The following is a 22,459-nucleotide window of genomic DNA, read 5'->3' on the forward strand; positions in this document are numbered from 1 at the left end:
GCCTGCAACAAAAAACAGCAATCAAACGTGCAGACGCAAAAAAGCCGGGAATTTCCCGGCTGCCGCATCATACACACGTTTTCCCAAAGGATCACCCCGCCCGAGGTTTTAGCCGCCGGGCGGAATGATTCAGGTCAACGGCGTATCAAGGCTTGGCCTTTTCCAGGTAGTGGAAAAAGTCGCTGCTTGGGTCGAGGACCAATACGTCGGATTTGTTCGCGAAGCTTTCACGGTAGGCGCGCAGGCTACGGTAGAAACTGTAGAACTCCTGATCCTGACCGTAGGCCTTGGAGTAGATCGCAGCGGCCTGGGCATCACCGTCACCGCGAACCTCTTCGGATTCACGATAGGCTTCAGCCAGCAGCACGCGGCGTTGACGATCGGCGTCAGCACGGATGCCTTCCGCCAGCTCGTTACCCTTGGCGCGGTGCTCGCGAGCTTCACGTTCACGCTCGGTGCTCATACGTTCGAACACGCTGCGGTTCACTTCTTTCGGCAGATCGATGGTCTTGACCCGGACATCGACCACTTCGATACCCAGCTCTTTTTCCGCCATTTTGTTCAGCGATGCGGTGATGTCAGCCATCAGTGCATCACGCTCACCCGACACCACTTCGTGCAGGGTGCGCTTACCGAACTGGTCACGCAGACCGGATTCCAGACGACGGGACAGACGCTCGTCAGCGATTTGCTTCAGACCGGAAGTCGCGGTGTAGAAGCGCTCGGCATCTTTCACGCGCCACTTGGCATAAGCGTCGACCATCACGGCTTTCTTTTCCAGGGTCAGGAAACGCTGTGTCGGTGCATCCAGCGTCATCAGACGTGCGTCGAATTTACGCACCTGGTTAACGTAAGGCACTTTCACATGCAGGCCTGGCTGAACATCGGCCTGAACCACACGACCGAATTGCAGCAGCACCGCACGCTCGGTCTGAGCGACGATGTAGAAGCAGTTCCAGCCCACCAGGACCACAACGACGCCAACGATCAGGGCGATCAGCGATTTATTGCTCATCAGCGGGTCTCCCTTGTACGCGACTGCGGCAGGTCAGTGACATGCGGCGTGACGTCCGTGTTGTTGCTGGCGGCAGCCGAACCGGTGACCGGTGCATTGCTGCCCGAACTGTTCTGAATCATCTTGTCCAACGGCAGGTAAAGCAGGTTGCTCTGGCCGTTTTTGTTACCGGTCACGAGTACCTTGCTGGTGTTGCTGAAGACTTCCTGCATGGTGTCCAGGTACAGACGCTGGCGGGTGACTTCAGGTGCCTTGCGATACTCGGCGACCAGCTTGGTAAAGCGATCAGCCTCACCCTTGGCGCGCGAGACCGTTTCGTCACGGTAACCGTTGGCATCTTCAAGGATGCGCTGGGCCTGACCACGGGCTTCCGGCACGACGCCGTTGGCGTAGGTTTCAGCCTGGTTGCGCGAACGCTGCTCGTCTTCACGGGCGCGAATCACGTCGTCAAAGGCTTCCTGCACTTCACGCGGTGCCGCTGCGCTCTGCACGTTGACCTGAGTAACGGTGATACCGGTGCGATAGGTATCGAGGAAGCGTTGCAGACGCTCCTTGATTTCGCTGGCCATCAACTCACGACCTTCAGTCAGCACCTGGTCCATGGCGGTGGAACCCACCACGTGGCGCAGGGCGCTGTCGGTCGCATGTTGCAGGCTGATTTCCGGCTGATCGACGTTCAGCACGAAGTCCTGCAGGTTGCTGATCTTGTACTGCACGGTCAGCGGCACTTCGACGATGTTCTCGTCTTCGGTCAGCATCTGGCCCTGCTTGGTGTAGGCACGCTCACGCGTGACGTTTTCCATGTACTTTTTGTCGATCGGCGGGAAGTAGATGTTCAGGCCCGGGCCGACAGTCTCGTAGTACTTGCCGAAGCGCAGCACCACGGCTTGCTCCTGCTCGTCCACTACGTAAACCGCGCTGTACAGCCAGACAGCCGCCAGCACAACGAGGCCGATGCCGAGCAAACCGCCGAAGCCGCCACTGCTCTTGCCCGAACCACCGCCATCATCACCACGTTTCTTACCACCACCGAACAACCCGTTCAGGCTTTCCTGCAGCTTTCGGAAGGCCTCGTCGAGATCCGGTGGCCCCTTGCGGTCGCCGTTATTGCGGCGTTTGCCACCCCAAGGATCCTGATTATTCGAGTTGCCACCCGGCTCATTCCAAGCCATAGCGCTCTCCATCTGATAAAGCAAAGACGCACCCACGGCGCGCCGACCAATGCTACAGAATGCCTGCCGTTGCGGCACAACCGCTTTGTCAGGCTTTTATTGCAAAGTGTGTTGCTCGATGAACTCCATCGGCTGCAATCCTTCGCGGCTTACCAGTCGATTCAACTCGACCCGGGGCAAACGAACGGCCAGCAAACTGATGCCTTCTTCGTCGTGCTCTTCTTTCTGTACCGCGCCGAGCTCGAAAAACTGCGCACGCAGTCGGGCGAATCGTTGCGGCAAACGCAGGGTACCGACAAACAAATCACTGCCAAGTAATTCGGCGATGGCTTGTTCAAGCAACTCCAGACCACTGCCATCTCGCGCCGACAGCCAGACCCGCTGGGGCTTGCCGTTTTCGTCGCGCTGGATTTGTGGCTCAACGCCTTCAAGCAAATCGAGTTTGTTATAGACCTCGAGGATCGGCAAGTCCTGGGCACCAATCTCGCCCAGTACCACCATCACCTGCTCGATCTGCAACATGCGATCCGGTTCCGCCGCGTCAATCACGTGCAACAACAGGTCAGAGTTGGCCGACTCTTCGAGGGTAGACCGAAATGCTTCGACCAGCTTGTGCGGCAAGTGACGAATGAAGCCCACCGTGTCCGCCAGGACAATCGGCCCCAGGTCGTCCAGATCCAGACGACGCAGGGTCGGGTCCAGCGTGGCGAACAATTGGTCGGCCGCGTAGACGTCGGATTTCGTCACGTTATTGAAGAGCGTGGATTTGCCGGCGTTGGTGTATCCCACCAGAGAAACGGTCGGAATATCGGCACGGGAGCGGCCACGTCGCGATTGCTCGCGCTGGCTGCGCACCTTCTCGAGCCGGCCCTTGATCTGGCGCAGGCGCACCCGCAGCAAACGGCGGTCGGTTTCGAGCTGGGTTTCACCCGGGCCACGCATGCCGATACCGCCACCCTGACGCTCAAGGTGAGTCCAGCCGCGAACCAGCCGGGTGCTCATGTGGTCAAGCTGGGCCAGTTCGACCTGGAGCTTGCCTTCATGGGTACGCGCGCGTTGGGCAAAAATATCGAGAATCAGACCGGTACGGTCGATCACGCGACACTCGAAAACACGTTCGAGGTTACGTTCCTGACTGGGCGTGAGGATGTGATTGAAAATCACCAGATCGGCTTCTTCAGCCTTGACCAGGTCGCGCAACTCCTCGACCTTGCCGCTGCCGATCAGAAATTTGGCGGTTGGCCGATGACGCGGCACGTTAAAAAACGCAACGGTCTCGGCGCCGGCCGAATTAGCCAATTCCTGAAACTCCTGCGGATCTTCGCGCGCCTCAGGGTCCTGTCCATCCAAGTGAACGAGGATCACTCGCTCACCACCACCGTGGCGCTCAAAGAACAAAGGAGACTCCTATCAGGCGTTACCTGGCTCAGCGTCACCTGCTTCGGATTCGGTTGCGCTAGGCAGACGAATTGGACGAACCGGCACTACTGTCGAGATAGCGTGTTTGTAAACCATCTGGCTTACGGTGTTTTTCAGCAGGATCACGAACTGGTCGAACGACTCGATCGTGCCTTGCAGTTTGATACCGTTGACCAGATAGATGGAAACCCCAACTTTCTCTTTACGTAAAGTATTCAAGTAAGGGTCTTGTAGCGAATGCCCTTTTGACATGTGCCGCACTCCTTTAAGGATTCGATAATAAAAAATAGGTAATTCAGATGGCTTTGGCCGTCACACCCCCAAGGATAGACGGCAATTGCAAGGACTCAGCTCAATATGGAGATGGTCCCAAGGTATTTCAAGGCGCGTGGCAGATTGTCGCAATCAAGACTGTCCAGCCAGTGTAGATCTTCCCAGCTGCGCAGCCAGGTGAACTGGCGTTTGGCCAACTGGCGCGTGGCGATGATGCCGCGCTCCTGCATTTCGGCTAACGTCAGCTTGCCATCCAGGTAGTCCCAGACTTGGCGGTAGCCTACCGCACGTATAGACGGCAACCCTGAATGCAGGTCACTTCTTTTACGCAGGGCTACGACCTCGTCGATGAACCCCTGTTCCAACATATTTGTGAATCTTTGTTTAATGCGCTCGTGCAGTACCTGACGATTCGCCGGGGCAATGGCCAAGTTCGCGACAGTATAGGGCAATTGTTGCAGTCCCGAAGCGGCTGCTTCAGTACTTTGCGCAGATTGTTGCTGGCGCAGGGCGGTCATGCTCTGACCGCTGACTCGGTAAACTTCCAGCGCGCGACTCAGGCGCTGCGGATCGTTCGGGTGAATCCGCGCCGCTGACACCGGGTCAATGATCGCCAATTGGTCGTGCAGGGCTTGCCAGCCAAGGCGTGCAGCCTCTTCTTCGATCTGCGCGCGGACGTCAGGATCGGCGGCCGGCATGTCTGCCAGGCCGTCGACCAAAGCCTTGTAATAGAGCATTGTGCCGCCGACCAGCAGCGGAATTTTTCCGCGCGCGGTGATCTCGGCCATGGCTTGCAGGGCATCGCGACGGAAATCCGCAGCCGAATAAGCCTCGGCCGGGTCGAGAATATCGATCAAACGGTGCGGATATTCGGCCAGCAGTTCTTTCGAAGGCTTGGCCGTGCCAATGTCCATGCCGCGATAGACCAGCGCCGAATCGACACTGATCAACTCGCACGGCAGCACCTTGGTCAGCTCGATGGCCAGATCGGTCTTGCCCGCAGCGGTCGGGCCCATCAGGAAAATCGCTGGAGGAAGCTGGCTCATCAACGACCGCGCAAGAACAGTTTGTCCAGATCGTCCAGGCCCAATTGGGTCCAGGTCGGTCGGCCATGGTTGCATTGACCACTGCGCTCGGTGTTTTCCATGTCACGCAGCAGGCCGTTCATTTCCGGCAGGGCCAGGCGCCGGTTGGCACGGATCGCGCCGTGACAGGCCATGGTGCCGAGCAATTCGTTGAGGTGCGCCTGAATCCGGTCGCTGGTGCCGTACTCCATCAGATCCGACAGTACATCGCCGACCAGGCGGTTGGCTTCGGCCTGCTTCAACAAGGCTGGAATCTGACGAATCGCCAGGGTTTCCGGGCCTAGGCGCTGCAATTCGAAGCCCAGACGCTGGAACCATGCGGCGTATTCTTCAGCGCAATCGGCTTCGCGCTGACTGACCGCCAGCGATTCCGGGACCAGCAATGGCTGACCGCTTAGGCCTTCGCTGGCCATGGCGATTTTCAGACGCTCGTACATGATCCGTTCGTGGGCGGCATGCATATCCACCAACACCAGTCCTTGGGCGTTCTCGGACAGAATGTAGATGCCTTTGAGCTGCGCCAGGGCATAACCGAGCGGCGGAATATCTTCCTGACCGGCCGGCAATGCGTTGGCATTGGCCTCAGGCAGCGGCGCGAAAAACTCGCGATATGCGGCCTGCGCCTCAGCCGCCGGCGGCACCGCCGATTGCGGGCGCGGCGTGTATTGATACTGATAAGCACCGCCGGCGCTGGCACCGGACGAGGTGTTGAACGCCGGTTGCGCCTGCGGTTGCTCCAGCAGCGCATTGGCCGCCAGACGCATTTCACCCTGCGGGCCGAACTCACCGGCATCCAGGCCCGTTGGCCGCACGACGGCTGTGGTCACGGAACCGGCAAGCTGATCTTCCGGCCGCACATCGCCCAATGCGCGGTGCAAGGTGCCGTAAAGGAAGTCATGCACCATGCGCCCGTCACGGAAGCGCACTTCGTGTTTGGTCGGATGCACGTTGACGTCGACCGCCGCCGGATCAACCTCGAAGAACAATGCAAACGTCGGATGGCGACCGTTGAACAGCACGTCGCGATAGGCCTGACGCACCGCGTGGGCCACCAGTTTGTCGCGCACCGCCCGACCATTCACGAAGAAATACTGCAAATCCGCCTGACTGCGGTTGAAGGTCGGCAAACCGACCCAGCCCCACAGGTGCAAGCCGTTGCGTTCGATCTCGATCGGCAGCGCCTGCTCAAGGAAACCTGAGCCGCAGATTGCTGCCACACGGCGGGCGCGGGCCGCATCATCGTGGGCCTCGTGCAGGCTGAGGATGGTCTTGCCGTTGTGGCGCAAATGGAACGCCACGTCGAAGCGCGCCAGCGCCAGACGCTTGATCACTTCTTGCAGGTGATCGAATTCGGTTTTTTCGGTCTTGAGAAACTTGCGTCGCGCCGGGGTGTTGAAGAACAGGTCGCGAACTTCCACCGAGGTGCCGACCGGATGCGCTGCCGGTTGCACCCGAGGCGCCATGTCGCGACCTTCGGTTTCGACCTGCCAGGCTTGATCGGCATCGCGCGTGCGCGAGGTCAGGGTCAGGCGCGCCACGGAGCTGATCGACGCCAGTGCTTCACCACGGAAACCGAGGCTCATCACCTGCTCAAGATCTTCCAGATTGCGGATCTTGCTGGTGGCGTGACGGGCCAGCGCCAGCGGCAGGTCATCGGCAGAGATGCCGCTGCCGTCGTCGCGCACACGGAGCAGCTTGACGCCGCCCTGCTCGACGTCGACGTCAATGCGTTTGGCACCGGAGTCGAGGCTGTTTTCCAGCAACTCCTTGATCACCGAGGCCGGGCGTTCAACCACCTCACCGGCGGCAATCTGGTTCGCCAGCCGTGGGCTGAGCAGTTCGATGCGGGCAGCGGCGTTCAGCACTTCGTTCATTCTTTGGACGCCAGTTCGGTGCCAGGAATGGTCAAGTGCTGGCCGACTTTCAGCTCATCACTTTTCAGATTATTGGCGCTGCGCAATGTGGCCGGCGACACCTGATAGCGCACACCGATCATTGCCAGCGTTTCACCCGGGCCAACGCGATGGTCGCGAGGGCCTTGGGCGATCTTGCCGGAATCACGCAGCCAGGCGATGTAGGTGCCCGGTGGCGGGTTCTGCTGGAAGAACTGCCGTACGCCGCTGCTGATCGAACGCGCCAGCGCTTGCTGGTGGCTCGATGCCGAGAGCTTGTTGGCTTCGTTGGCGTTGGAGATGAAGCCGGTTTCGACCAGAATCGACGGGATGTCCGGCGATTTCAGCACCATGAACCCGGCCTGTTCCACGCGCTGTTTGTGCAGCGGCGTGACGCGGCCGATGTTGGTCAGGACTTTCTGGCCGACGTTGAGGCTGGAGGTCAGCGAGGCGGTCATCGACAGGTCGAGCAACACGCCCGCGAGCATGCGGTCCTTGTCGTCGAGGCTGACGTTGCCGGCACCACCGATCAAGTCGGAACGGTTTTCGCTGTCGGCCAGCCAACGGGCGGTCTCCGACGTTGCACCGCGATCAGACAGGGCAAACACCGAGGCACCGAAAGCTGCGGCGGATGGTGCGGCGTCGGCGTGGATCGAGACGAACAGGTCGGCGCCTTTTTTGCGGGCGATTTCGGTACGGCCGCGCAACGGGATGAAGTAGTCGCCGGTACGGGTCAGTTCGGCGCGGAAGCCTTTCATGCCGTTGACCTGACGCTGCAGTTCGCGGGCGATCTGCAGTACCACGTCTTTTTCACGCTGACCGCGCGAGCCGGACGCACCCGGGTCTTCGCCACCGTGGCCGGCGTCGATCACGACAATAATGTCGCGCTTGCCGGCCGGAGCTGGCGGCAGCTTGATCGCAGGTTCGGTCGGGGTTACCGGCACCGCTGGCACGGTCGCCACCTGCGGCGTTGGCGCAGGCGGCGGTGCGGCGTCGGCCGGGTTGTCGAACAGGTCGACCACCAGACGATTGCCGTACTGCGCGTTCGGCGCCAGCGAGAAGCTTTTCGGGGTGACGGCTTTCTTCAGATCGATGACCACGCGCAGATCGGTCGGCGTACGTTGGGCCGAGCGCATCGCGGTGATTGGCGTGTTCGCGGTCTGCACATTCAGCGGTGCACCGAGGGTGGCGCCGTTGATGTCGATCACCAGCCGGTCCGGCGAGGTCAGGGTGAAGACGCTGTGCTGCACCGGGCCGCTCAGGTCAAAGACCAGTCGCGTGTTGTCCGGCGCCCGCCACAGGCGCACGCTGTTGACCTTCGAATCGGCCACAGCGTTGACGGTTACTGCCATCAACAACAGTCCAGCGGCAGCCACCAACGCGCGAAAGCGCATACCTAACCCCATCATTTAATTGGATTCCAATGCCAAAGCGGCACACCAGGCCTCGCCACGCGAGCCCTGGGATAAAATTTTCAGCGAACGCCCGCTGTCTTGCGGGCTAATGGTAATGGTCAGGTCAGGCTTTGGCAAAAAGCCTGCACCTTTATCGGGCCATTCGATCAGGCACATTGCGTCGTCTTCGAAGTAGTCGCGGATGCCGAGAAACTCCAGCTCTTCCGGATCGACCAGGCGATACAGATCGAAGTGGAAAGCGCGGATGTCACCGATCTCGTAGGGTTCGACCAAAGTAAAGGTCGGACTTTTTACCGCACCAACATGGCCCAACCCGCGAATGATGCCTCGCGACAGGGTGGTTTTGCCCATGCCCAGATTGCCTTCGAGAAAAATCAGGCCATGGCCCTGGGTCACGCGGGCGATCCGTGCGCCAAAGTCGCTCATGGCCTGTTCATCGGCCAGGTACAGGGTTACTTCAGACACGGTGCTTGCTCCTCCAACAACTGACGAATGGCTGGAATCAGATCACTGGCCGCCAGCCCACGGCCGAATTTCCCTTGTTGCCTACCGGCATTGGCGTGCAGCCAGACCGCCAGGCATGCAGCATCGAAGCCGTCCATGCCTTGCGCCAGCAGCGCGCCGGTCAAACCGGCCAACACGTCGCCGAGACCTGCGGTGGCCATGGCCGGATGACCCTGATGACACAACGCCAGACGTCCGTCGGGATGCGCGATCAGACTGCCCGCGCCTTTCAACACCACAACCGCTGTATATTTTTTGCTCAGTGCCAGCGCTGCCGCCGGACGATCCGCCTGCACGTCGGCAGTGCTGATCCCCAGCAAACGCGCCGCTTCGCCCGGGTGCGGGGTGATCACGCAGTCCTTGGGCAACTCGACCAGACCACTGGCCAACAGGTTCAACGCGTCGGCGTCCCAGACTTGCGGCAGTGCTGCGTTGGCTGCCGCCGACAACAGCGCCCGCCCCCAACTGGCCTGTCCCAACCCCGGACCAACAACCAATACAGAAACTTTCTCCAGCAAACTCATCAACTGATTGGCCGACGAGGTTCCGAGCGCCATGGCTTCCGGCACTCGCGTCAGCGCCGCCGGGACGTGTTCAGGACGGGTTGCCAGCGAAACCATGCCCGCGCCGCTGCGCAAGGCGGTTTCGGTACTGAGCAGGATCGCCCCGCCAAAACCGTGATCGCCACCGATCAGCAACACATGGCCGAAGCGGCCCTTGTGCGAAGTCGGGGCACGCGCGGCCAACCGCGGAAGATTAGCCGCGTTGAGCCGTTGCGCGATAACGGGAATGTCACGATAGATGTCGGCGCTGGCCTGCAGATCATTAAACAGTAAGGAGCCGATGTGATCCGCCGCCTCTCCAGTGAACAAGCCGAGTTTCAGCCCGATGAAAGTCACCGTCAGTTCGGCTTGCACGGCGACACCCAGTACATGTCCAGTGTCAGCACATAGCCCGGAAGGGATATCAACGGCTGTCACCGGCAAACCGCTGGCGTTGATTGCTTTGATCGCCGCCACGTAAGGCTCGCGCACATCCCCGCTCAGACCCGTACCGAGTAATGCATCGAGAATGACCCCGCGCAATTCACTTTGAGCCTGCCAGGCCTGCACCACGACACCTTCTGCCAACGCTGCGGCATGGGCCTGCGCGGCATCGCCCTGCGAACGCTGCGGATCGCCGACCGCCAACACCCGCACCTGCCAGCCGGCTCGCTGCGCCATGGCCGCGACCAGATAACCGTCACCGGCATTGTTGCCATGCCCGGCCAGCACCGTCAGTTCAGTTGCCGACGGCCATTGCCGCACCAACGCTCGCCACGTCGCATGGGCCGCGCGCTGCATCAATTCGAAGCCCGGCGTACCGGCGGCAATCAGCCGTGCATCGAGTTCGCGCACCTGTGCGGCGCCATACAGCGCGTCGGGTAATTGATCTTTCGTGTGCGGCATGCGTCTTCGGGCTCCGATGTCTGGCAGAATTATACGCACCTCAGCTCCGGTTTCTCTCGCCTCATGTCCGCCATCACCACAGACCTGCCCGCCCTCGCCCAATCGATCAAGGATTGGGGCCGCGAGCTGGGCTTTCAGCAAGTCGGCATCAGCGGTCTGGATCTGGCCGAGCATGAGCAGCACCTCGCACGCTGGCTCGAGGCCGGCTACCACGGCGAAATGGACTACATGGGCGCCCATGGCAGCAAACGCTCGCACCCGGAAGAACTGGTGCCGGGCACTTTGCGCGTGGTTTCGCTGCGCATGGACTACCTGCCCGGCGACACGCAAATGGCGCAAATGCTCGCGCAACCGGAAAAAGCCTACGTGTCGCGTTATGCCTTGGGCCGCGATTACCACAAATTGATCCGTAAACGTGTGCAGCAATTGGCTGACAAGATTCAGGCGCAGATCGGCCCGTTTGGTTTTCGTGCGTTTGTCGACAGTGCCCCGGTGCTGGAAAAAGCCATCGCCGAACAGGCCGGGCTGGGCTGGATCGGCAAAAACACCCTGGTACTGAACCGCAAGGCTGGCAGTTATTTCTTTCTCAGTGAGCTGTTCGTCGACCTGCCATTGCCGGTGGATGAGCCGCACAGCAGCGAACATTGCGGGCGCTGCACAGCGTGTTTGGATATCTGCCCGACCAACGCTTTCGTCGGGCCGTATGTGCTGGACGCGCGACGCTGTATTTCTTATCTGACCATCGAACTGAAAAACGCGATTCCTGAAGACCTGCGTCCGTTGATCGGCAACCGCGTGTTCGGTTGCGATGACTGCCAGATCGTCTGCCCGTGGAACCGGTTCGCCAAGCCCTCCGGGGAAAGCGACTTCAAGCCACGGCACAATCTGGACAACGCCGAACTGGCTGAACTGTTCATGTGGGATGAAGACAAATTTCTCAGCAGTACCGAAGGCTCACCGTTGCGTCGGGCCGGGTATGAGCGCTGGCTGCGCAATCTGGCCGTGGGACTGGGCAATGCGCCCTCGAGCATTCCAGTACTGGAAGCATTGAAGGCGCGCCGTGACTACCCGTCAGCGCTGGTACAAGAGCACGTCGAGTGGGCGCTGAAGCAGCACGCCCAACGTCAAGGCGCGTCGTTATAAACGAACTTGGGCATTTCCCAGTGGAAACGGATTGCCAGCAGGCGCAGCAGGAAGCCGCCGAACAACGTGATCAGAATCGCCTGCTCGCTCGGTACGTTCAGGTACAGGCAAAGCATGTAACACCACGCCGCCGCGAACGAGACGCTGGCGTACAGTTCACGGCGGAAGATCAGCGGGATGTCGTTGCAGAAGATGTCGCGCAGGATGCCACCGAAGACTCCGGTGATCACGCCGCTGACCGAGGCCACCAGCATGCCGTGGCCCATTTCCAGCGCGGTCATGCAACCGATCAGGGTGAAAGCCACCAGACCCACGGCGTCGAGCACCAGAAACAGCGAGCGCAGATGACGCATCCAGCGGGCGGTGAACACCGTGAACATCGCCGCTACCGAGGTCAGCACCAGGTATTCCGGATGTTTGACCCAGGTCAGCGGGTAATGCCCAAGCAACACGTCGCGCACCGAACCGCCGCCCAACGCCGTGACGCAGGCGATCAGCACCACGCCAAACCAGTCCATGCCGCGACGGCCGGCAGACAGCGCGCCGGTCATGGCTTCAGCGGTGATGGCAATCAGATAGAGCATCAGCAACATGGTGGCGATCCAGGCAGGAAGGCGCGCAGTCTAGCCATTTCGATGCGGCACCAAAAGGGGGCAAATGCTTTACCCGCCCCCATCGCCAAGTATCAGAACTTGATGAAGTGCTTGCGGTAATGCTGCAGCTCGGCGATCGATTCGCGGATGTCGTCCAGCGCCAGGTGCGTGCTGCCCTTCTTGAAGCTGTCACGCACATCAGGCGCCCAGCGCGCGGCCAGTTCCTTGAGTGTGGAAACGTCGAGGTTGCGGTAGTGGAAGTAGCTTTCCAGCGCTTTCATGTGCGTATAAAGAAAGCGGCGATCCTGGCAGATGCTGTTGCCACAGATCGGCGATTTGCCTTTCGGCACCCATTTTTCCAGGAAGGCGATGGTTTCTGCTTCGGCTTCAGCCATGCTGATGCGGCTATCGCGCACGCGCTGGGTCAGGCCGGAGTTGCCGTGGGTGCGAGTGTTCCACTCGTCCATGCGCGCAAGCACTTCATCGCTGTGGTGGATGGCAATTACCGGGCCTTCAGCCAGGGTGTTGAGATCACTGTCGGTAACGATGGTGGCCATCTCGATGATGACGTCGTTTTCCGGATCCAGACCGGTCATTTCCAGGTCGATCCAGATCAGATTCTGCGGGTTTGGCATATTTCGGCTCCTAGACAATGCTGCGCAGTTTAGCCTAGGCCGGTGGCCGGGCGTGCTAAACTCGCGGCCGTTTTACCTAATCGCTGCATTCTTCAGACGGAACACCCATGGCCAAACGCCAACTCAATCGTCGTCAAAACTGGCGCATCGAAAAGATTCAGGGCGAACGCGCCGCACGCGCCGCCAAACGCGAGTCCTCGGCGGTCGAAGCCCTTGAGGGCGGCGATCTGGGCCCAGAGCAAACAGGTCTGGTGATCGCCCACTTCGGTGTGCAGGTCGAGGTCGAAGCTGTTGACGGCGATCAGGCCGGCCAGGTCTTCCGCTGCCACTTGCGCGCCAACCTGCCTGCGCTGGTGACCGGCGACACAGTCGTCTGGCGTGCCGGCAATCAGGGCATTGGCGTGATCGTCGCGCAACTGCCGCGCACCACCGAACTGTGCCGCCCGGACAGCCGCGGCCAGCTCAAACCAGTTGCGGCCAACGTCGACATGATCGTCATCGTCTTCGCGCCCCTGCCCGAGCCGCATGCCAACCTGATCGACCGTTATCTGGTTGCCGCGGAACACGCCGGCATCCGTCCGTTGTTGCTGCTGAACAAATTCGACCTGATCGACGAGCACAACGCCCCGGCGCTCAATGCGCTGCTGGCGGTATACCGCACGCTGGGTTATCCGGTACTGGAAGTGTCGGCGCACCACGGCAACGGTATGGAACAACTGCAACAGCAGCTCGACGGCCGCATCAGCGTATTCGTCGGCCAGTCCGGTGTCGGCAAGTCGTCGCTGGTCAACAGCCTGCTGCCGGAGGTCGAAACCCGCGTCGGGCCGTTGTCCGAGTTGTCCGGCCAGGGCACGCATACGACGACCACCGCGCGACTGTTCCACTTCCCTGGCGGTGGCGAATTGATCGACTCCCCGGGTATCCGTGAGTTCGGCCTGGGCCACGTCAGCCGCGCCGACGTCGAAGCCGGCTTCATCGAGTTCGATGATTTGCTCGGCACTTGCCGTTTCCGCGACTGCAAGCACGACCGCGAACCGGGTTGCGCGTTGCTCAAGGCCCTTGAAGACGGCCGCGTGCAGCAACAGCGCATGAACAGCTACCGCTCGATCATCGCCAGCCTACCGGAAAACGGTTATTAAACAGCCGTACCGGCAGCCCTGAGACCCGGGGTTGCCGGTTGTCGGATCACGCCTGACAAATCCCTAAAACGCTTAAACATCAGACGTTTCTGTAGGCGTCCGCACACCCGTTTGCAGGACATTTCTCTTTTGCTGCCAGCACCTTGTAGGCATCACGCAGATGCCTACAGTCGGTTCCTCCTTCGCACATTCGCGACTTCCGAGGAACCCCATGCAAACCTATCATCTGTTCATCAGCCATTCGTGGAACTACTCCCACGCCCACGACAATCTGGTACGCCTGCTCGGCGCGCAACCGGGTTTCACCTTCAAGAATTTTTCCGTACCGCCGCATAACCCGATCATGGGTGCGCAAACCGACAAGCAACTGGAAGAAGCCATCGAGAACAAGATCCGCCCTTGCTCGGCGGTGCTGATCATGGCTGGCATGTACTCGACCTACAGCAAGTGGATCAACAAGGAAATCGAGATCGCCAAGCGCATGGGCAAGGTGATCATCGCGATCAAACCGTTCGGCGCCGAGCGGATTTCTACCGTGGTGCGCAATGCCGCGCATGCTGAGTGCGCGTGGAGCACCAAAAGCATCGTTAGCGCGATTCGTCTGCATACGGCGGTGTAACCATGCGCAAGGGACTGTTTATCGGCATCAATCATTACCAGCACGTGGCGCCATTGAGCGGCTGCAACAACGATGCGATGGCCATGGCGTCGGTGCTGGAACGCCACGCCAACGGGCGCCCGAACTTCAGCAGTAAAGTGCTGACCTCATCTGAGGAAAACCTGACACTTAACACCCTGAAGCAACAGATTCAGAGTCTGTTTTCCGGTGATTGCGACGTGGCTCTGTTGTACTTCGCCGGCCATGGCCAGTTCGACACCAGCATCGACGAAGGGCTGCTGATTCCGCAGGACTTCAAACACGGCGGGGAAGGCATTCGCATCAGCGACATTCTGCTGTGGGCTGATCAGGCGTCGCAGATCAAAAACAAAATCATCATCCTCGATTGCTGCCAGGCCGGCGCGGCCGCTGCCATGCGCGGTTTGCGCGGTGGTAGCAGTGTGATTGGCGAAGGCATGACCATTCTCACGGCCTGTAAAAAAGAACAGTCCGCTCTGGAAAGTCGTGGCCATGGCGTATTCACCGACCTGCTGCTGCAAGCGCTGCACGGTGGCGCCGCCAACGTGCTCGGCAAGGTCACCCCCGGTAGCGTTTACTCGTTTGTCGACAATGCACTGGGTGCCTGGGAGCAGCGTCCGGTATTCAAGACCAATGTCTCGCAGTTCGTGCCGCTACGCGAAGTGGCACCGCTGATCGCCGAAGAAACCCTGCGCAAACTCAAGGACTGGTTCCCCGAGCCGAGTTTCGTCTTCAGGCTCGATCCAAGTTACGAGCCCACAGAACCCTCGTTCGATGCCGATCACGGCGACATCTTCAAACAATTGCAAATGTGCAACCGCCACAGCCTGGTCGAGCCGGTGGACGCCGAACACATGTATTACGCGGCCATCAATTCCACCGGCTGCCGCCTCACCGCCCTCGGCGCCTACTACCGCGAACTCGCCCTCAAAGGACACTTCTGATGCCCGTCTTCATCAGCTACCGCCACATGGATCGCGCCCACGCCATCGCCATCAACAGCCGCCTTATCCAGGCCAACATCAAGACCTACCTCGATGTGCTCGACCCCGAGTCGCAGACCACCGACGACATCACCGGGGTCATCACCCGCAACATCACCGAATGCACGCACCTGCTGGCAGTGGTCTCGGAAAAGACTGCGTTGTCGTGGTGGGTGCCGTTCGAAATTGGTGAGGCGACTATCAGCAACCGCCGGATCTGCTCGTTCAAGACCGGCCCCGCAGAATTGCCGTTGTACCTGGACAAGTGGCCGAAGTTGAGCACGGATAAAGATCTGAATTTCTTTATCGATGCGTATCGTGAGGAGGTGTCGAGCAAGCGTTCGATGACGCTGGATTCGAGCAATGAATCCTTTAGCGGCACCTATAAACGCAACGCAGAGGTATTCCACGACCAACTGAAAAACCGGATTCGGCGCGGTTTTTAGAGCCCATCGGCAGATACAAAAAAGCCACGGTAACCGTGGCTTTCTTCAACTTCCAAACCTACTTCGGCTCAGGCTTGCGAAACGCATATAAATGCTGACGCACAATCCCGCCCGGCAATTCTTTGCCGAACACGCCGTAACGCACCGGCCACTCCTTCGGCGGCAATTTGAACGTGCCGAACAACATGTCCACCAGCGGCGTGTGGATCGCGTAGTTTTTGTAGATGTAATCCTTGTGCCGGGCGTGGTGCCAGTGGTGGTAGCGCGGCAGCACGATCAGGTAGTTCAGCCAGCCGCCGTTGATTCGCACGTTGGCGTGGGCCAGTACGGCCTGGACACCGACCAGAATCACATAGGCGTTCAACGCTTGCGGGGCGAAGCCCAGCAGCATCAACGGCACCAGCACGCCGGTGCGGGTCAGCAGGATTTCGATGAAGTGCACGCGCGAGCCGGCGAGCCAGTCCATGTGCGTGCTGGAGTGATGCACCGCGTGGAGGCGCCACAGAAATGGCACCACGTGATAGAGCCGGTGCAGCCAATACTGGCCGAGATCCGCAACCAGGATTGCGAGCAGGAACTGCACCAGCAACGGCAGGCTTTGTACGCTGGTCTGCACGCTCGGCGACATCGCCCAACCGGCGATGTAACTCGACGAGGCAGTGATGAAGATCAGGATGAATTGCACCAGCATGTGGCTGACGAAGAAGTAGGTCAGGTCGGTGCGCCAGTGCGGGCGCAGGATGTTTTGCTCGGGATCCTTGGAGTAGAGCTTCTCCAGAGGAATGAACACGATGGCCGATACCAGCAGCGCCAGCACGAACCAGTCCAGACCCAACGAGTACGGGGTCTGCCCGATCGAGCTGACTTGTACGTTGGTGCCCCCAAGGAACACCGCCAGGCCCGATGCAACCAGACCGGTAATCCCCAGACGCTTGCGTTTGTTGAGCAGGATATTCAGGGTGCCGAGGCTGAACGAAACCACCAGACCGAGCAATAGCGTGGTTCGCGCGAACTGTTCGTCATAGACCTTGCGCAGTTCGGCTGTGGTCAGCCACTCGGGAAACAGGAAGCAGAACACCGCCAGCAGGCTCAACAGTCCGAGGGTGGCTGATATATAGCCACTGACCCGCCCCTCGCCAAATTTGAAGGGTGCGTTGCCATGCCGTTGAAAATAGGCTTTGAGTCTTTCCATTAACTGATCTTCCGTGATTGCGAAAACTGCGACTGGTCATTGCGACGCAGGCAGATACAAAAAAGCCACGGTGACCGTGGCTTTTTTGTCGGTCACTGTTTCGGCGCGGGGGCCGGCACAGTGGCTGGCGGGGCAGCAGGCGCGGGCGCCGCACTCCCCGGCTCAGCCGGTTTCGGCGCAGCGTCGTCGAACAGGTTCAAGCGTTCGCGCAGCTCGTGTGCAGGCACCGGTTGCTGATCCGCTGGCAGTGCGTTCGGATCAACCGGCGTCGCTGGAGCGGCGCCGTTCTGACCTTGATCCGCTGGCTTCGCAGCGTCTGCACCTTGCGCACCTTCGATGGCCGCTTGGGCTTTCTTGGTCAACACCACAATGTCGATACGACGGTTGACCGGGTTGAACGGGTTTTCCTTGTCGAACAGTGCCGACGAGGCATAACCGACGACCCGCGCCACTTGCGCATCCGGATAGCTACCGGCGATCAGCGCACGACGGGCAGCGTTGGCACGGTTGGCCGACAGTTCCCAGTTACCGAAATCGCCAGTGCCAGTGTATGGCTTGGCGTCGGTGTGGCCGCTGATGCTGATCTTGTTCGGCACCGCTTTGATGGTGTCGGCCATGGCCAGCAGGATGTCTTCGAAATACGGCTTCAGGCGTGCAGAACCGGAGTCGAACATCGGCCGGTTCTCGGCGTCCATGATCTGGATACGCAAGCCATTCGGCGTGATTTCGAAGAGGATCTGATCCTTGAATTTCTGCAGTTGCGGGTTCTCGTCGACCTTGTTCTGCAGTTCTTGCAGCAGCAGTTCGAGGCGCTCTTTCTCGACCATTTCAGCCATGCCTTCAACTTGTTCGGTGTCGACGGTGACCTTGTCCGGTTGCGGCTGGGATTTCACCTCAGGGTTGAGGGTATTTTCCGGGGCCAGGGTCGGTGTGCCACCCAGGTCGATGATGTACGGCGTGCCGCTTTCGGAAAAGCCGACCGGGTCTTTGAAGTAACCGGCGATGGCGATCTTCTGCTCCGGCGTTGCGGTGGACAGCAACCACAGCACCAGGAAGAACGCCATCATCGCCGTGGCGAAGTCGGCGAAGGCGATTTTCCACGCCCCGCCGTGATGCCCGCCGGCTATGCGCTTGACGCGCTTGATGATAATCGGCTGATTATTTTCCATGGCTTAGCGACCGCGAACGGCTTGTTCCAGCTCGGCAAAGCTTGGACGGTGGGCCGGGTACAGCACCTTGCGACCGAACTCGACCGCCAGCGACGGCGGCATGCCGGAAGCCGAAGCCACCAGCGAAGCCTTGATGGCTTCGTAGACGTTCAGCTCTTCCTTGGCATCGTGGGCCAGGGAATGCGCCAGCGGGCCGAAGAAACCGTACGCCGCGAGAATACCGAAGAAGGTACCGACCAGTGCCGCACCGACGTGCAGACCGATGGACTTCTGATCACCTTCACCCAGCGAGGCCATGGTCACCACGATACCGAGTACCGCCGCAACGATACCGAACCCGGGCATGGCGTCGGCGATGCCGTTCACCGCGTGGGACGGATGCTCAAGGTCTTCCTTGAGGCTGTACAGTTCCATGTCGAACAAGCCTTCCAGCTCGTGCGGGGCCATGTTGCCGGACGACATGATGCGCAGGTAATCGCAGATGAACGCGGTCATGCGTTCGTCTTTGAGCACTGCCGGGTACTTGGCGAAAATCGGGCTCGCGGCGGCATCTTCGATGTCGCCTTCAATGGCCATCATGCCTTCGCGGCGGCTCTTGTTGAGGATCTCGTAGATCAGGCCGAGCACTTCCAGGTAGAACGTGTGGCTGAAGCGCGAACTGAACATGCTCAGGGATTTCTTGAGCACGTGCATCGTCATGTAGCCGGGGTTGGCCTGCAGGAATGCACCGAGTGCAGCACCACCGATGATCAACACCTCGAAAGGCTGGATCAGGGCGGCAATCTTGCCGTGGGAGAGCACGTATCCGCCGAGCACGCTCGCGAATACGACGATGATGCCGATAATTTTAGCCATAGGTAGAAAGTACTTACTTAAGTCGGGTTCAAGGTCATATTCGGAAGTTAAAAAATCTCTTCTTCTACTTATCGGCAAAACTGCGCCAGACTATAGCCAGTTCAGGCGAAAAGCCAATTTAGCCCATGCCGGGCGCGTCTACAGTCAGTGAAGATCCCCTCCAGACATGGCTAATGAAACGAACGTCCCACACGCAAAACCGACCACACTCGACGGCTGGGTAAAGTTGCTCGATGGCGTGCGACTGCCCGTGCCGCAAGAGTCTCACGACAAGGTTTGTCGGGCGATTCGCGACAACCGCAGCTCGTTGCGTGACATCGCCGACCTGATGCAGGACAGCCCGGCATTGGCCTTGAGCATCATCCGTGAGGCGAATCGTCACACCCACGGCACCATGGCCACGCCAGCGGAAAATCTCGAGGTAGCGATCAATCGTCTGGGCCTCGCCCGCACCGAAGAGCTGCTGACGCGCCTGCCCGCCGAACCGCTGATGCAAATCCCCAAGGCCCTGCGCCAACTGCAAATGATCAGCCAGCACGCGACGCAACAGGCCAACGGTTTTTTTGCCAGTCGCCTGGCGCGGCTGTGGCAGGACATTCATTGGGGCAGCCTGCTGTTTCTGTCGCCGCTGTGGCCATTGGCGCTGACTTATCCGCAACTGCTTGAGGAATGGGAGCTGCGGGTTATCCACAAGGGCGAGTCGGCCCGCACCGTCGAAAAGCAATTGTTCGGCGTGCGCCTGCTGAAAATTGCCGAGGCACTGGTGCAGGCCTGGCATCTGCCGATCTGGGTGCAGCAGGGCTACAAACTGCTGCTCAGTGAACAGCGCGAACTGGTGAAAGTGCTGCGCATCGCCCGCGACAGCGAGCATCCGCTGCGCCAGCAGAATCGCCTCGACGATGACCCGACGCTGCGCCGCTGGCTTAATCAACCGGCTAATAGCGTACTGCTGGCCAACGGTCTGGCGCTGTCGGCGCAACAGGCCTGGGACAGTCCGCACAGCGAACGCTGGCAGTACCTGACCAGCCTTTATCTGCAAATCTCGATGGACGAAGTGCAGCAACAGTTGCACCAACAAGCCGCCAACAGCGCGCGTTATCACGCGATGCCCGATTTGTGGCACCCGGCCGTTTCGCTGTTGTGGCCGTGGGGCACCCGTCGTTTACCCGCCGGCCTGCTGCCCGCCGCCGCGCCGACAGCTGAGGACTTGGGCCAATGGCGCAAGCAATGCGCCGAATTGCTGGCAGAACCGAGCCGCTTCACCAATGCGATGAGCCTGACCGTCGCCGCGCGCGATGCCTTGGCCGCCAGCGGCATGCGCCGGGTGATGATCCTGATGGCCGACCGCAGCCAATCCAGTCTGCGTGTGCAGCAAACCTATGGTTTGCCGAAAGAAGCCGCTGCACTGACTTTTGCCGTCAGCCAAAGTAGCGTGCTGCAACGTTTACTCGCGCAACAAGCGCAGGTGCGCATCAACCCGGACAACAATGCACAGTTCTCCGCCCTGCTGCCGTCGAGCCTGCGCACGCTGTTTCGTGGCGAGCATCTGTTCCTGCGCTCTCTGGTCAACAATGGCCGGGTGATCATGATCGTCGTCGCCGATCAGGGCGGCGGGCCGTTCGCCGACATCACCGTGCAAGCCTTTGGCAAAACCGCGCAGTGCATAGAAAAAGCCCTGCACAGCTTTAGCAGCCGTGGCCGATGAGGCTGCGCTACAATCCTCCCCTTTGTGCTCTGGAGACCTCACATGTCTGACTTCTCTGGCTTGCCGCTCGTCATCGAGCCGAGCGACCTGCTCCCGCGTCTCGATTCCCCTGAACTGATTCTGGTGGATCTGACCAGCGCTGCCCGCTACACCGAAGGTCATCTTCCCGGCGCACGTTTTGTCGACCCGAAGCGCACCCAGCTCGGCCAGCCGCCGGCGCCGGGCCTGCTGCCGGCCAAAGCCGATCTGGAAGCGTTGTTCGGTGAACTCGGGCATCGCCAGGACGCGGTCTACGTGGTGTATGACGATGAAGGTGGCGGCTGGGCCGGGCGCTTCATCTGGCTGCTCGACGTCATCGGTCACGACAAGTACCACTATATAGACGGTGGTCTGCCGGCGTGGCTGGCAGATGGCATGCCGATGTCGATCCAGGTACCACCAGCGGTTGGCGGCCCGATTGCGCTGACTTTGCACGACGAGCCGACTGCCACGCGCGAATATTTGCAAAGCCGTCTCGGTGCTGCCGATCTGGCGATCTGGGATGCGCGCGGGCCGCTGGAGTATTCCGGCGAGAAAGTCCTGGCCGCCAAGGCCGGGCACATCCCCGGCGCGGTCAATTTCGAATGGACCGCCGGCATGGACAAGGCCCGTCAGCTGCGTATTCGCACAGACATGCCGCAGATTCTCGAAGACCTCGGGATCACCAAGGACAAAGAAATCATTACCCACTGCCAGACCCATCACCGGTCGGGCTTCACTTATCTGGTGGCCAAGTCCCTCGGTTATCCGCGGGTCAAGGGCTACGCCGGTTCCTGGGGCGAATGGGGTAACCACCCTGACACGCCCGTCGAGATTCAAGGTTTTTAAGGACAACTAATGAAAGAGCGTCTGTTTATCCTCAGCCAGTACCTGCTGCCTCATCACCTGCTGTCGCGCCTGGCCGGCTGCGTTGCCGAGTGCCGCGTGCGCTGGTTCAAGAATGCTTTCACCCAGTGGTTCGCCAAGCGTTACCAGGTGGACATGTCGCAAGCACTGGTCGAAGACCTGACCGCTTACGAGCATTTCAACGCCTTCTTCACCCGTGCCCTGAAAGACGGCGCGCGTCCATTGGACGAAACCCCGGGCGCGATCCTCAGCCCGGCCGACGGTGCGGTCAGCCAGCTCGGCCCGATCGAGCACGGTCGCGTGTTCCAGGCCAAGGGCCACAGCTTCAGCGTGCTGGAACTGCTCGGCGGTGACGCGGCCAATGCGGCGCCGTTCATGGGCGGCGACTTTGCCACCATTTACCTGTCGCCCAAGGACTACCACCGCGTGCACATGCCGCTGGCCGGCACCCTGCGCGAGATGGTCTACATCCCGGGGCGGATTTTCTCGGTCAACCAGACCACGGCTGAAAACGTTCCGGAACTGTTCGCCCGTAATGAGCGCGTGGCGTGCATTTTCGACACCGAGCGCGGGCCGATGGCGGTGGTGCTGGTGGGCGCGATGATCGTCGCTTCGATCGAAACCGTGTGGGCCGGTCTGGTCACGCCGCCAAAGCGTGAACTGAAAACCTTCCGCTATGACGAAGCCGCGCGTGCGCCGATCCATCTGGAAAAAGGTGCCGAACTGGGTCGCTTCAAGCTGGGTTCGACCGCCATCGTGCTGTTTGGGCCGGATCAGGTGAAATGGGCTGAAGAACTGGTCGCTGGTTCGCCTGTGCAGATGGGCCAGGGCCTGGCGCTGCCAAAAGCCTGATT

General features: G+C 60.2%; 22 protein-coding genes. 8 read left to right on the plus strand and 14 right to left on the minus strand.

From position 1 onward, the window contains the following. Positions 1 to 145: 145 nt before the first annotated feature. From hflC to CKW17_RS16465, 9 genes are all read right to left on the minus strand, one after another. Positions 146 to 1,015: a protease modulator HflC gene (hflC, locus tag CKW17_RS16425; protein ID WP_007915830.1), complete on the minus strand. Its 870-nt coding sequence runs from the start codon at positions 1,013 to 1,015 to the stop codon at positions 146 to 148. After that, positions 1,015 to 2,187, minus strand: a complete 1,173-nt coding sequence (hflK, locus tag CKW17_RS16430; protein WP_007915828.1) for an FtsH protease activity modulator HflK — start codon at positions 2,185 to 2,187, stop codon at positions 1,015 to 1,017. Before hflK ends, hflC begins: the two co-directional genes overlap by 1 nt. 96 nt (positions 2,188 to 2,283) lie before the next feature. Then, complete coding sequence (hflX, locus tag CKW17_RS16435; RefSeq protein WP_095120629.1) at positions 2,284 to 3,585, minus strand: ribosome rescue GTPase HflX; 1,302 nt, start codon at positions 3,583 to 3,585, stop codon at positions 2,284 to 2,286. A gap of 12 nt (positions 3,586 to 3,597) precedes the next feature. Then, positions 3,598 to 3,858, minus strand: a complete 261-nt coding sequence (gene hfq, locus CKW17_RS16440; protein WP_007902656.1) for an RNA chaperone Hfq — start codon at positions 3,856 to 3,858, stop codon at positions 3,598 to 3,600. Between the two features lie 95 nt (positions 3,859 to 3,953). Next, positions 3,954 to 4,925: a tRNA (adenosine(37)-N6)-dimethylallyltransferase MiaA gene (miaA, locus tag CKW17_RS16445; protein ID WP_095120630.1), complete on the minus strand. Its 972-nt coding sequence runs from the start codon at positions 4,923 to 4,925 to the stop codon at positions 3,954 to 3,956. Then, positions 4,925 to 6,826 carry a DNA mismatch repair endonuclease MutL gene (gene mutL / locus CKW17_RS16450; protein WP_176470085.1) on the minus strand — a complete coding sequence of 634 codons (1,902 nt, stop codon included), beginning with the start codon at positions 6,824 to 6,826 and terminating at the stop codon, positions 4,925 to 4,927. Before mutL ends, miaA begins: the two co-directional genes overlap by 1 nt. An 8-nt stretch (positions 6,827 to 6,834) precedes the next feature. After that, positions 6,835 to 8,208 (minus strand): N-acetylmuramoyl-L-alanine amidase, encoded by a 1,374-nt coding sequence (locus CKW17_RS16455; RefSeq protein WP_371850959.1) that lies wholly within the window; start codon positions 8,206 to 8,208, stop codon positions 6,835 to 6,837. Between the two features lie 57 nt (positions 8,209 to 8,265). Further along, the gene (gene tsaE, locus CKW17_RS16460; RefSeq protein ID WP_007915806.1) at positions 8,266 to 8,736 is read right to left on the minus strand and encodes a tRNA (adenosine(37)-N6)-threonylcarbamoyltransferase complex ATPase subunit type 1 TsaE; all 471 of its coding nucleotides are present in this window, start codon (positions 8,734 to 8,736) and stop codon (positions 8,266 to 8,268) included. Next, positions 8,724 to 10,223 (minus strand): NAD(P)H-hydrate dehydratase, encoded by a 1,500-nt coding sequence (locus CKW17_RS16465; protein ID WP_095120633.1) that lies wholly within the window; start codon positions 10,221 to 10,223, stop codon positions 8,724 to 8,726. The genes tsaE and CKW17_RS16465 overlap by 13 nt, the downstream gene beginning before the upstream one ends. A 63-nt stretch (positions 10,224 to 10,286) precedes the next feature. Between CKW17_RS16465 and queG the strand changes: the two genes are divergently transcribed. Next, on the plus strand, positions 10,287 to 11,366 hold the full coding sequence (gene queG / locus CKW17_RS16470) for a tRNA epoxyqueuosine(34) reductase QueG (RefSeq protein ID WP_095120634.1): 1,080 nt from the start codon (positions 10,287 to 10,289) through the stop codon (positions 11,364 to 11,366). On the opposite strand, the gene CKW17_RS16475 is transcribed toward queG, so the two are convergent. Further along, entirely contained in the window at positions 11,348 to 11,959 is a 612-nt protein-coding gene (locus tag CKW17_RS16475; RefSeq protein ID WP_095120635.1) for a trimeric intracellular cation channel family protein, read from the minus strand. The genes queG and CKW17_RS16475 overlap by 19 nt on opposite strands. 92 nt (positions 11,960 to 12,051) lie before the next feature. Next, on the minus strand, positions 12,052 to 12,594 hold the full coding sequence (gene orn, locus CKW17_RS16480; protein WP_034151653.1) for an oligoribonuclease: 543 nt from the start codon (positions 12,592 to 12,594) through the stop codon (positions 12,052 to 12,054). A 107-nt stretch (positions 12,595 to 12,701) separates the two neighbouring features. On the opposite strand from orn, the gene rsgA reads away from it, so the two are divergent. The 4 genes from rsgA (at position 12,702) to CKW17_RS16500 (ending at position 15,799) form a co-directional block, all read left to right on the plus strand. After that, complete coding sequence (rsgA, locus tag CKW17_RS16485) at positions 12,702 to 13,733, plus strand: small ribosomal subunit biogenesis GTPase RsgA (RefSeq protein WP_095120636.1); 1,032 nt, start codon at positions 12,702 to 12,704, stop codon at positions 13,731 to 13,733. Positions 13,734 to 13,944: 211 nt separating this feature from the next. After that, entirely contained in the window at positions 13,945 to 14,352 is a 408-nt protein-coding gene (locus CKW17_RS16490) for a TIR domain-containing protein (RefSeq protein WP_095120637.1), read from the plus strand. A gap of 2 nt (positions 14,353 to 14,354) precedes the next feature. Beyond that, positions 14,355 to 15,314, plus strand: a complete 960-nt coding sequence (locus tag CKW17_RS16495) for a caspase family protein (RefSeq protein ID WP_095120638.1) — start codon at positions 14,355 to 14,357, stop codon at positions 15,312 to 15,314. After that, entirely contained in the window at positions 15,314 to 15,799 is a 486-nt protein-coding gene (locus CKW17_RS16500; RefSeq protein WP_095120639.1) for a toll/interleukin-1 receptor domain-containing protein, read from the plus strand. The genes CKW17_RS16495 and CKW17_RS16500 overlap by 1 nt, the downstream gene beginning before the upstream one ends. 58 nt (positions 15,800 to 15,857) lie before the next feature. Here the strand turns inward: CKW17_RS16500 and CKW17_RS16505 are convergent, their stop codons facing one another. The 3 genes from CKW17_RS16505 to motA all read right to left on the minus strand — a co-directional run bounded on the left by CKW17_RS16505 (position 15,858) and on the right by motA (position 19,015). After that, positions 15,858 to 16,991 (minus strand): sterol desaturase family protein, encoded by a 1,134-nt coding sequence (locus CKW17_RS16505; RefSeq protein ID WP_095120640.1) that lies wholly within the window; start codon positions 16,989 to 16,991, stop codon positions 15,858 to 15,860. Positions 16,992 to 17,083: 92 nt separating this feature from the next. Beyond that, positions 17,084 to 18,160: a flagellar motor protein MotB gene (gene motB, locus CKW17_RS16510; protein WP_095120641.1), complete on the minus strand. Its 1,077-nt coding sequence runs from the start codon at positions 18,158 to 18,160 to the stop codon at positions 17,084 to 17,086. A gap of 3 nt (positions 18,161 to 18,163) precedes the next feature. Continuing rightward, a complete protein-coding gene (gene motA / locus CKW17_RS16515) occupies positions 18,164 to 19,015 on the minus strand; it encodes a flagellar motor stator protein MotA (protein ID WP_007915795.1) in 852 nt (283 codons plus the stop codon). Positions 19,016 to 19,181: 166 nt separating this feature from the next. On the opposite strand from motA, the gene CKW17_RS16520 reads away from it, so the two are divergent. The 3 genes from CKW17_RS16520 to asd are packed head-to-tail and all read left to right on the plus strand — an operon-like array spanning position 19,182 to position 22,457. Next, a complete protein-coding gene (locus CKW17_RS16520) occupies positions 19,182 to 20,720 on the plus strand; it encodes an HDOD domain-containing protein (protein ID WP_095120642.1) in 1,539 nt (512 codons plus the stop codon). A 42-nt stretch (positions 20,721 to 20,762) separates the two neighbouring features. Next, a complete protein-coding gene (gene rhdA / locus CKW17_RS16525) occupies positions 20,763 to 21,587 on the plus strand; it encodes a thiosulfate sulfurtransferase (RefSeq protein ID WP_095120643.1) in 825 nt (274 codons plus the stop codon). Between the two features lie 9 nt (positions 21,588 to 21,596). Continuing rightward, positions 21,597 to 22,457, plus strand: a complete 861-nt coding sequence (gene asd / locus CKW17_RS16530; protein ID WP_008079215.1) for an archaetidylserine decarboxylase — start codon at positions 21,597 to 21,599, stop codon at positions 22,455 to 22,457. Positions 22,458 to 22,459 lie beyond the last annotated feature (2 nt).

It is taken from the genome of Pseudomonas sp. Irchel s3f10, assembly GCF_900187515.1.
GTDB lineage: Bacteria > Pseudomonadota > Gammaproteobacteria > Pseudomonadales > Pseudomonadaceae > Aquipseudomonas > Aquipseudomonas tensinigenes.

What these genes read in the sequence shown, in the direction of transcription:
- hflC (WP_007915830.1), bottom strand. Translation starts at nt 1,015, where the DNA reads ATGAGCAATAAATCGCTGATCGCCCTGATCGTTGGCGTCGTTGTGGTC.
- hflK (WP_007915828.1), bottom strand. Translation starts at nt 2,187, where the DNA reads ATGGCTTGGAATGAGCCGGGTGGCAACTCGAATAATCAGGATCCTTGG.
- hfq (WP_007902656.1), bottom strand. Translation starts at nt 3,858, where the DNA reads ATGTCAAAAGGGCATTCGCTACAAGACCCTTACTTGAATACTTTACGT.
- miaA (WP_095120630.1), bottom strand. Translation starts at nt 4,925, where the DNA reads ATGAGCCAGCTTCCTCCAGCGATTTTCCTGATGGGCCCGACCGCTGCG.
- CKW17_RS16455 (WP_371850959.1), bottom strand. Translation starts at nt 8,208, where the DNA reads ATGGCAGTAACCGTCAACGCTGTGGCCGATTCGAAGGTCAACAGCGTG.
- CKW17_RS16465 (WP_095120633.1), bottom strand. Translation starts at nt 10,223, where the DNA reads ATGCCGCACACGAAAGATCAATTACCCGACGCGCTGTATGGCGCCGCA.
- queG (WP_095120634.1), top strand. Translation starts at nt 10,287, where the DNA reads ATGTCCGCCATCACCACAGACCTGCCCGCCCTCGCCCAATCGATCAAG.
- CKW17_RS16475 (WP_095120635.1), bottom strand. Translation starts at nt 11,959, where the DNA reads ATGTTGCTGATGCTCTATCTGATTGCCATCACCGCTGAAGCCATGACC.
- orn (WP_034151653.1), bottom strand. Translation starts at nt 12,594, where the DNA reads ATGCCAAACCCGCAGAATCTGATCTGGATCGACCTGGAAATGACCGGT.
- rsgA (WP_095120636.1), top strand. Translation starts at nt 12,702, where the DNA reads ATGGCCAAACGCCAACTCAATCGTCGTCAAAACTGGCGCATCGAAAAG.
- CKW17_RS16490 (WP_095120637.1), top strand. Translation starts at nt 13,945, where the DNA reads ATGCAAACCTATCATCTGTTCATCAGCCATTCGTGGAACTACTCCCAC.
- CKW17_RS16495 (WP_095120638.1), top strand. Translation starts at nt 14,355, where the DNA reads ATGCGCAAGGGACTGTTTATCGGCATCAATCATTACCAGCACGTGGCG.
- CKW17_RS16500 (WP_095120639.1), top strand. Translation starts at nt 15,314, where the DNA reads ATGCCCGTCTTCATCAGCTACCGCCACATGGATCGCGCCCACGCCATC.
- CKW17_RS16505 (WP_095120640.1), bottom strand. Translation starts at nt 16,991, where the DNA reads ATGGAAAGACTCAAAGCCTATTTTCAACGGCATGGCAACGCACCCTTC.
- motB (WP_095120641.1), bottom strand. Translation starts at nt 18,160, where the DNA reads ATGGAAAATAATCAGCCGATTATCATCAAGCGCGTCAAGCGCATAGCC.
- motA (WP_007915795.1), bottom strand. Translation starts at nt 19,015, where the DNA reads ATGGCTAAAATTATCGGCATCATCGTCGTATTCGCGAGCGTGCTCGGC.
- CKW17_RS16520 (WP_095120642.1), top strand. Translation starts at nt 19,182, where the DNA reads ATGGCTAATGAAACGAACGTCCCACACGCAAAACCGACCACACTCGAC.
- rhdA (WP_095120643.1), top strand. Translation starts at nt 20,763, where the DNA reads ATGTCTGACTTCTCTGGCTTGCCGCTCGTCATCGAGCCGAGCGACCTG.
- asd (WP_008079215.1), top strand. Translation starts at nt 21,597, where the DNA reads ATGAAAGAGCGTCTGTTTATCCTCAGCCAGTACCTGCTGCCTCATCAC.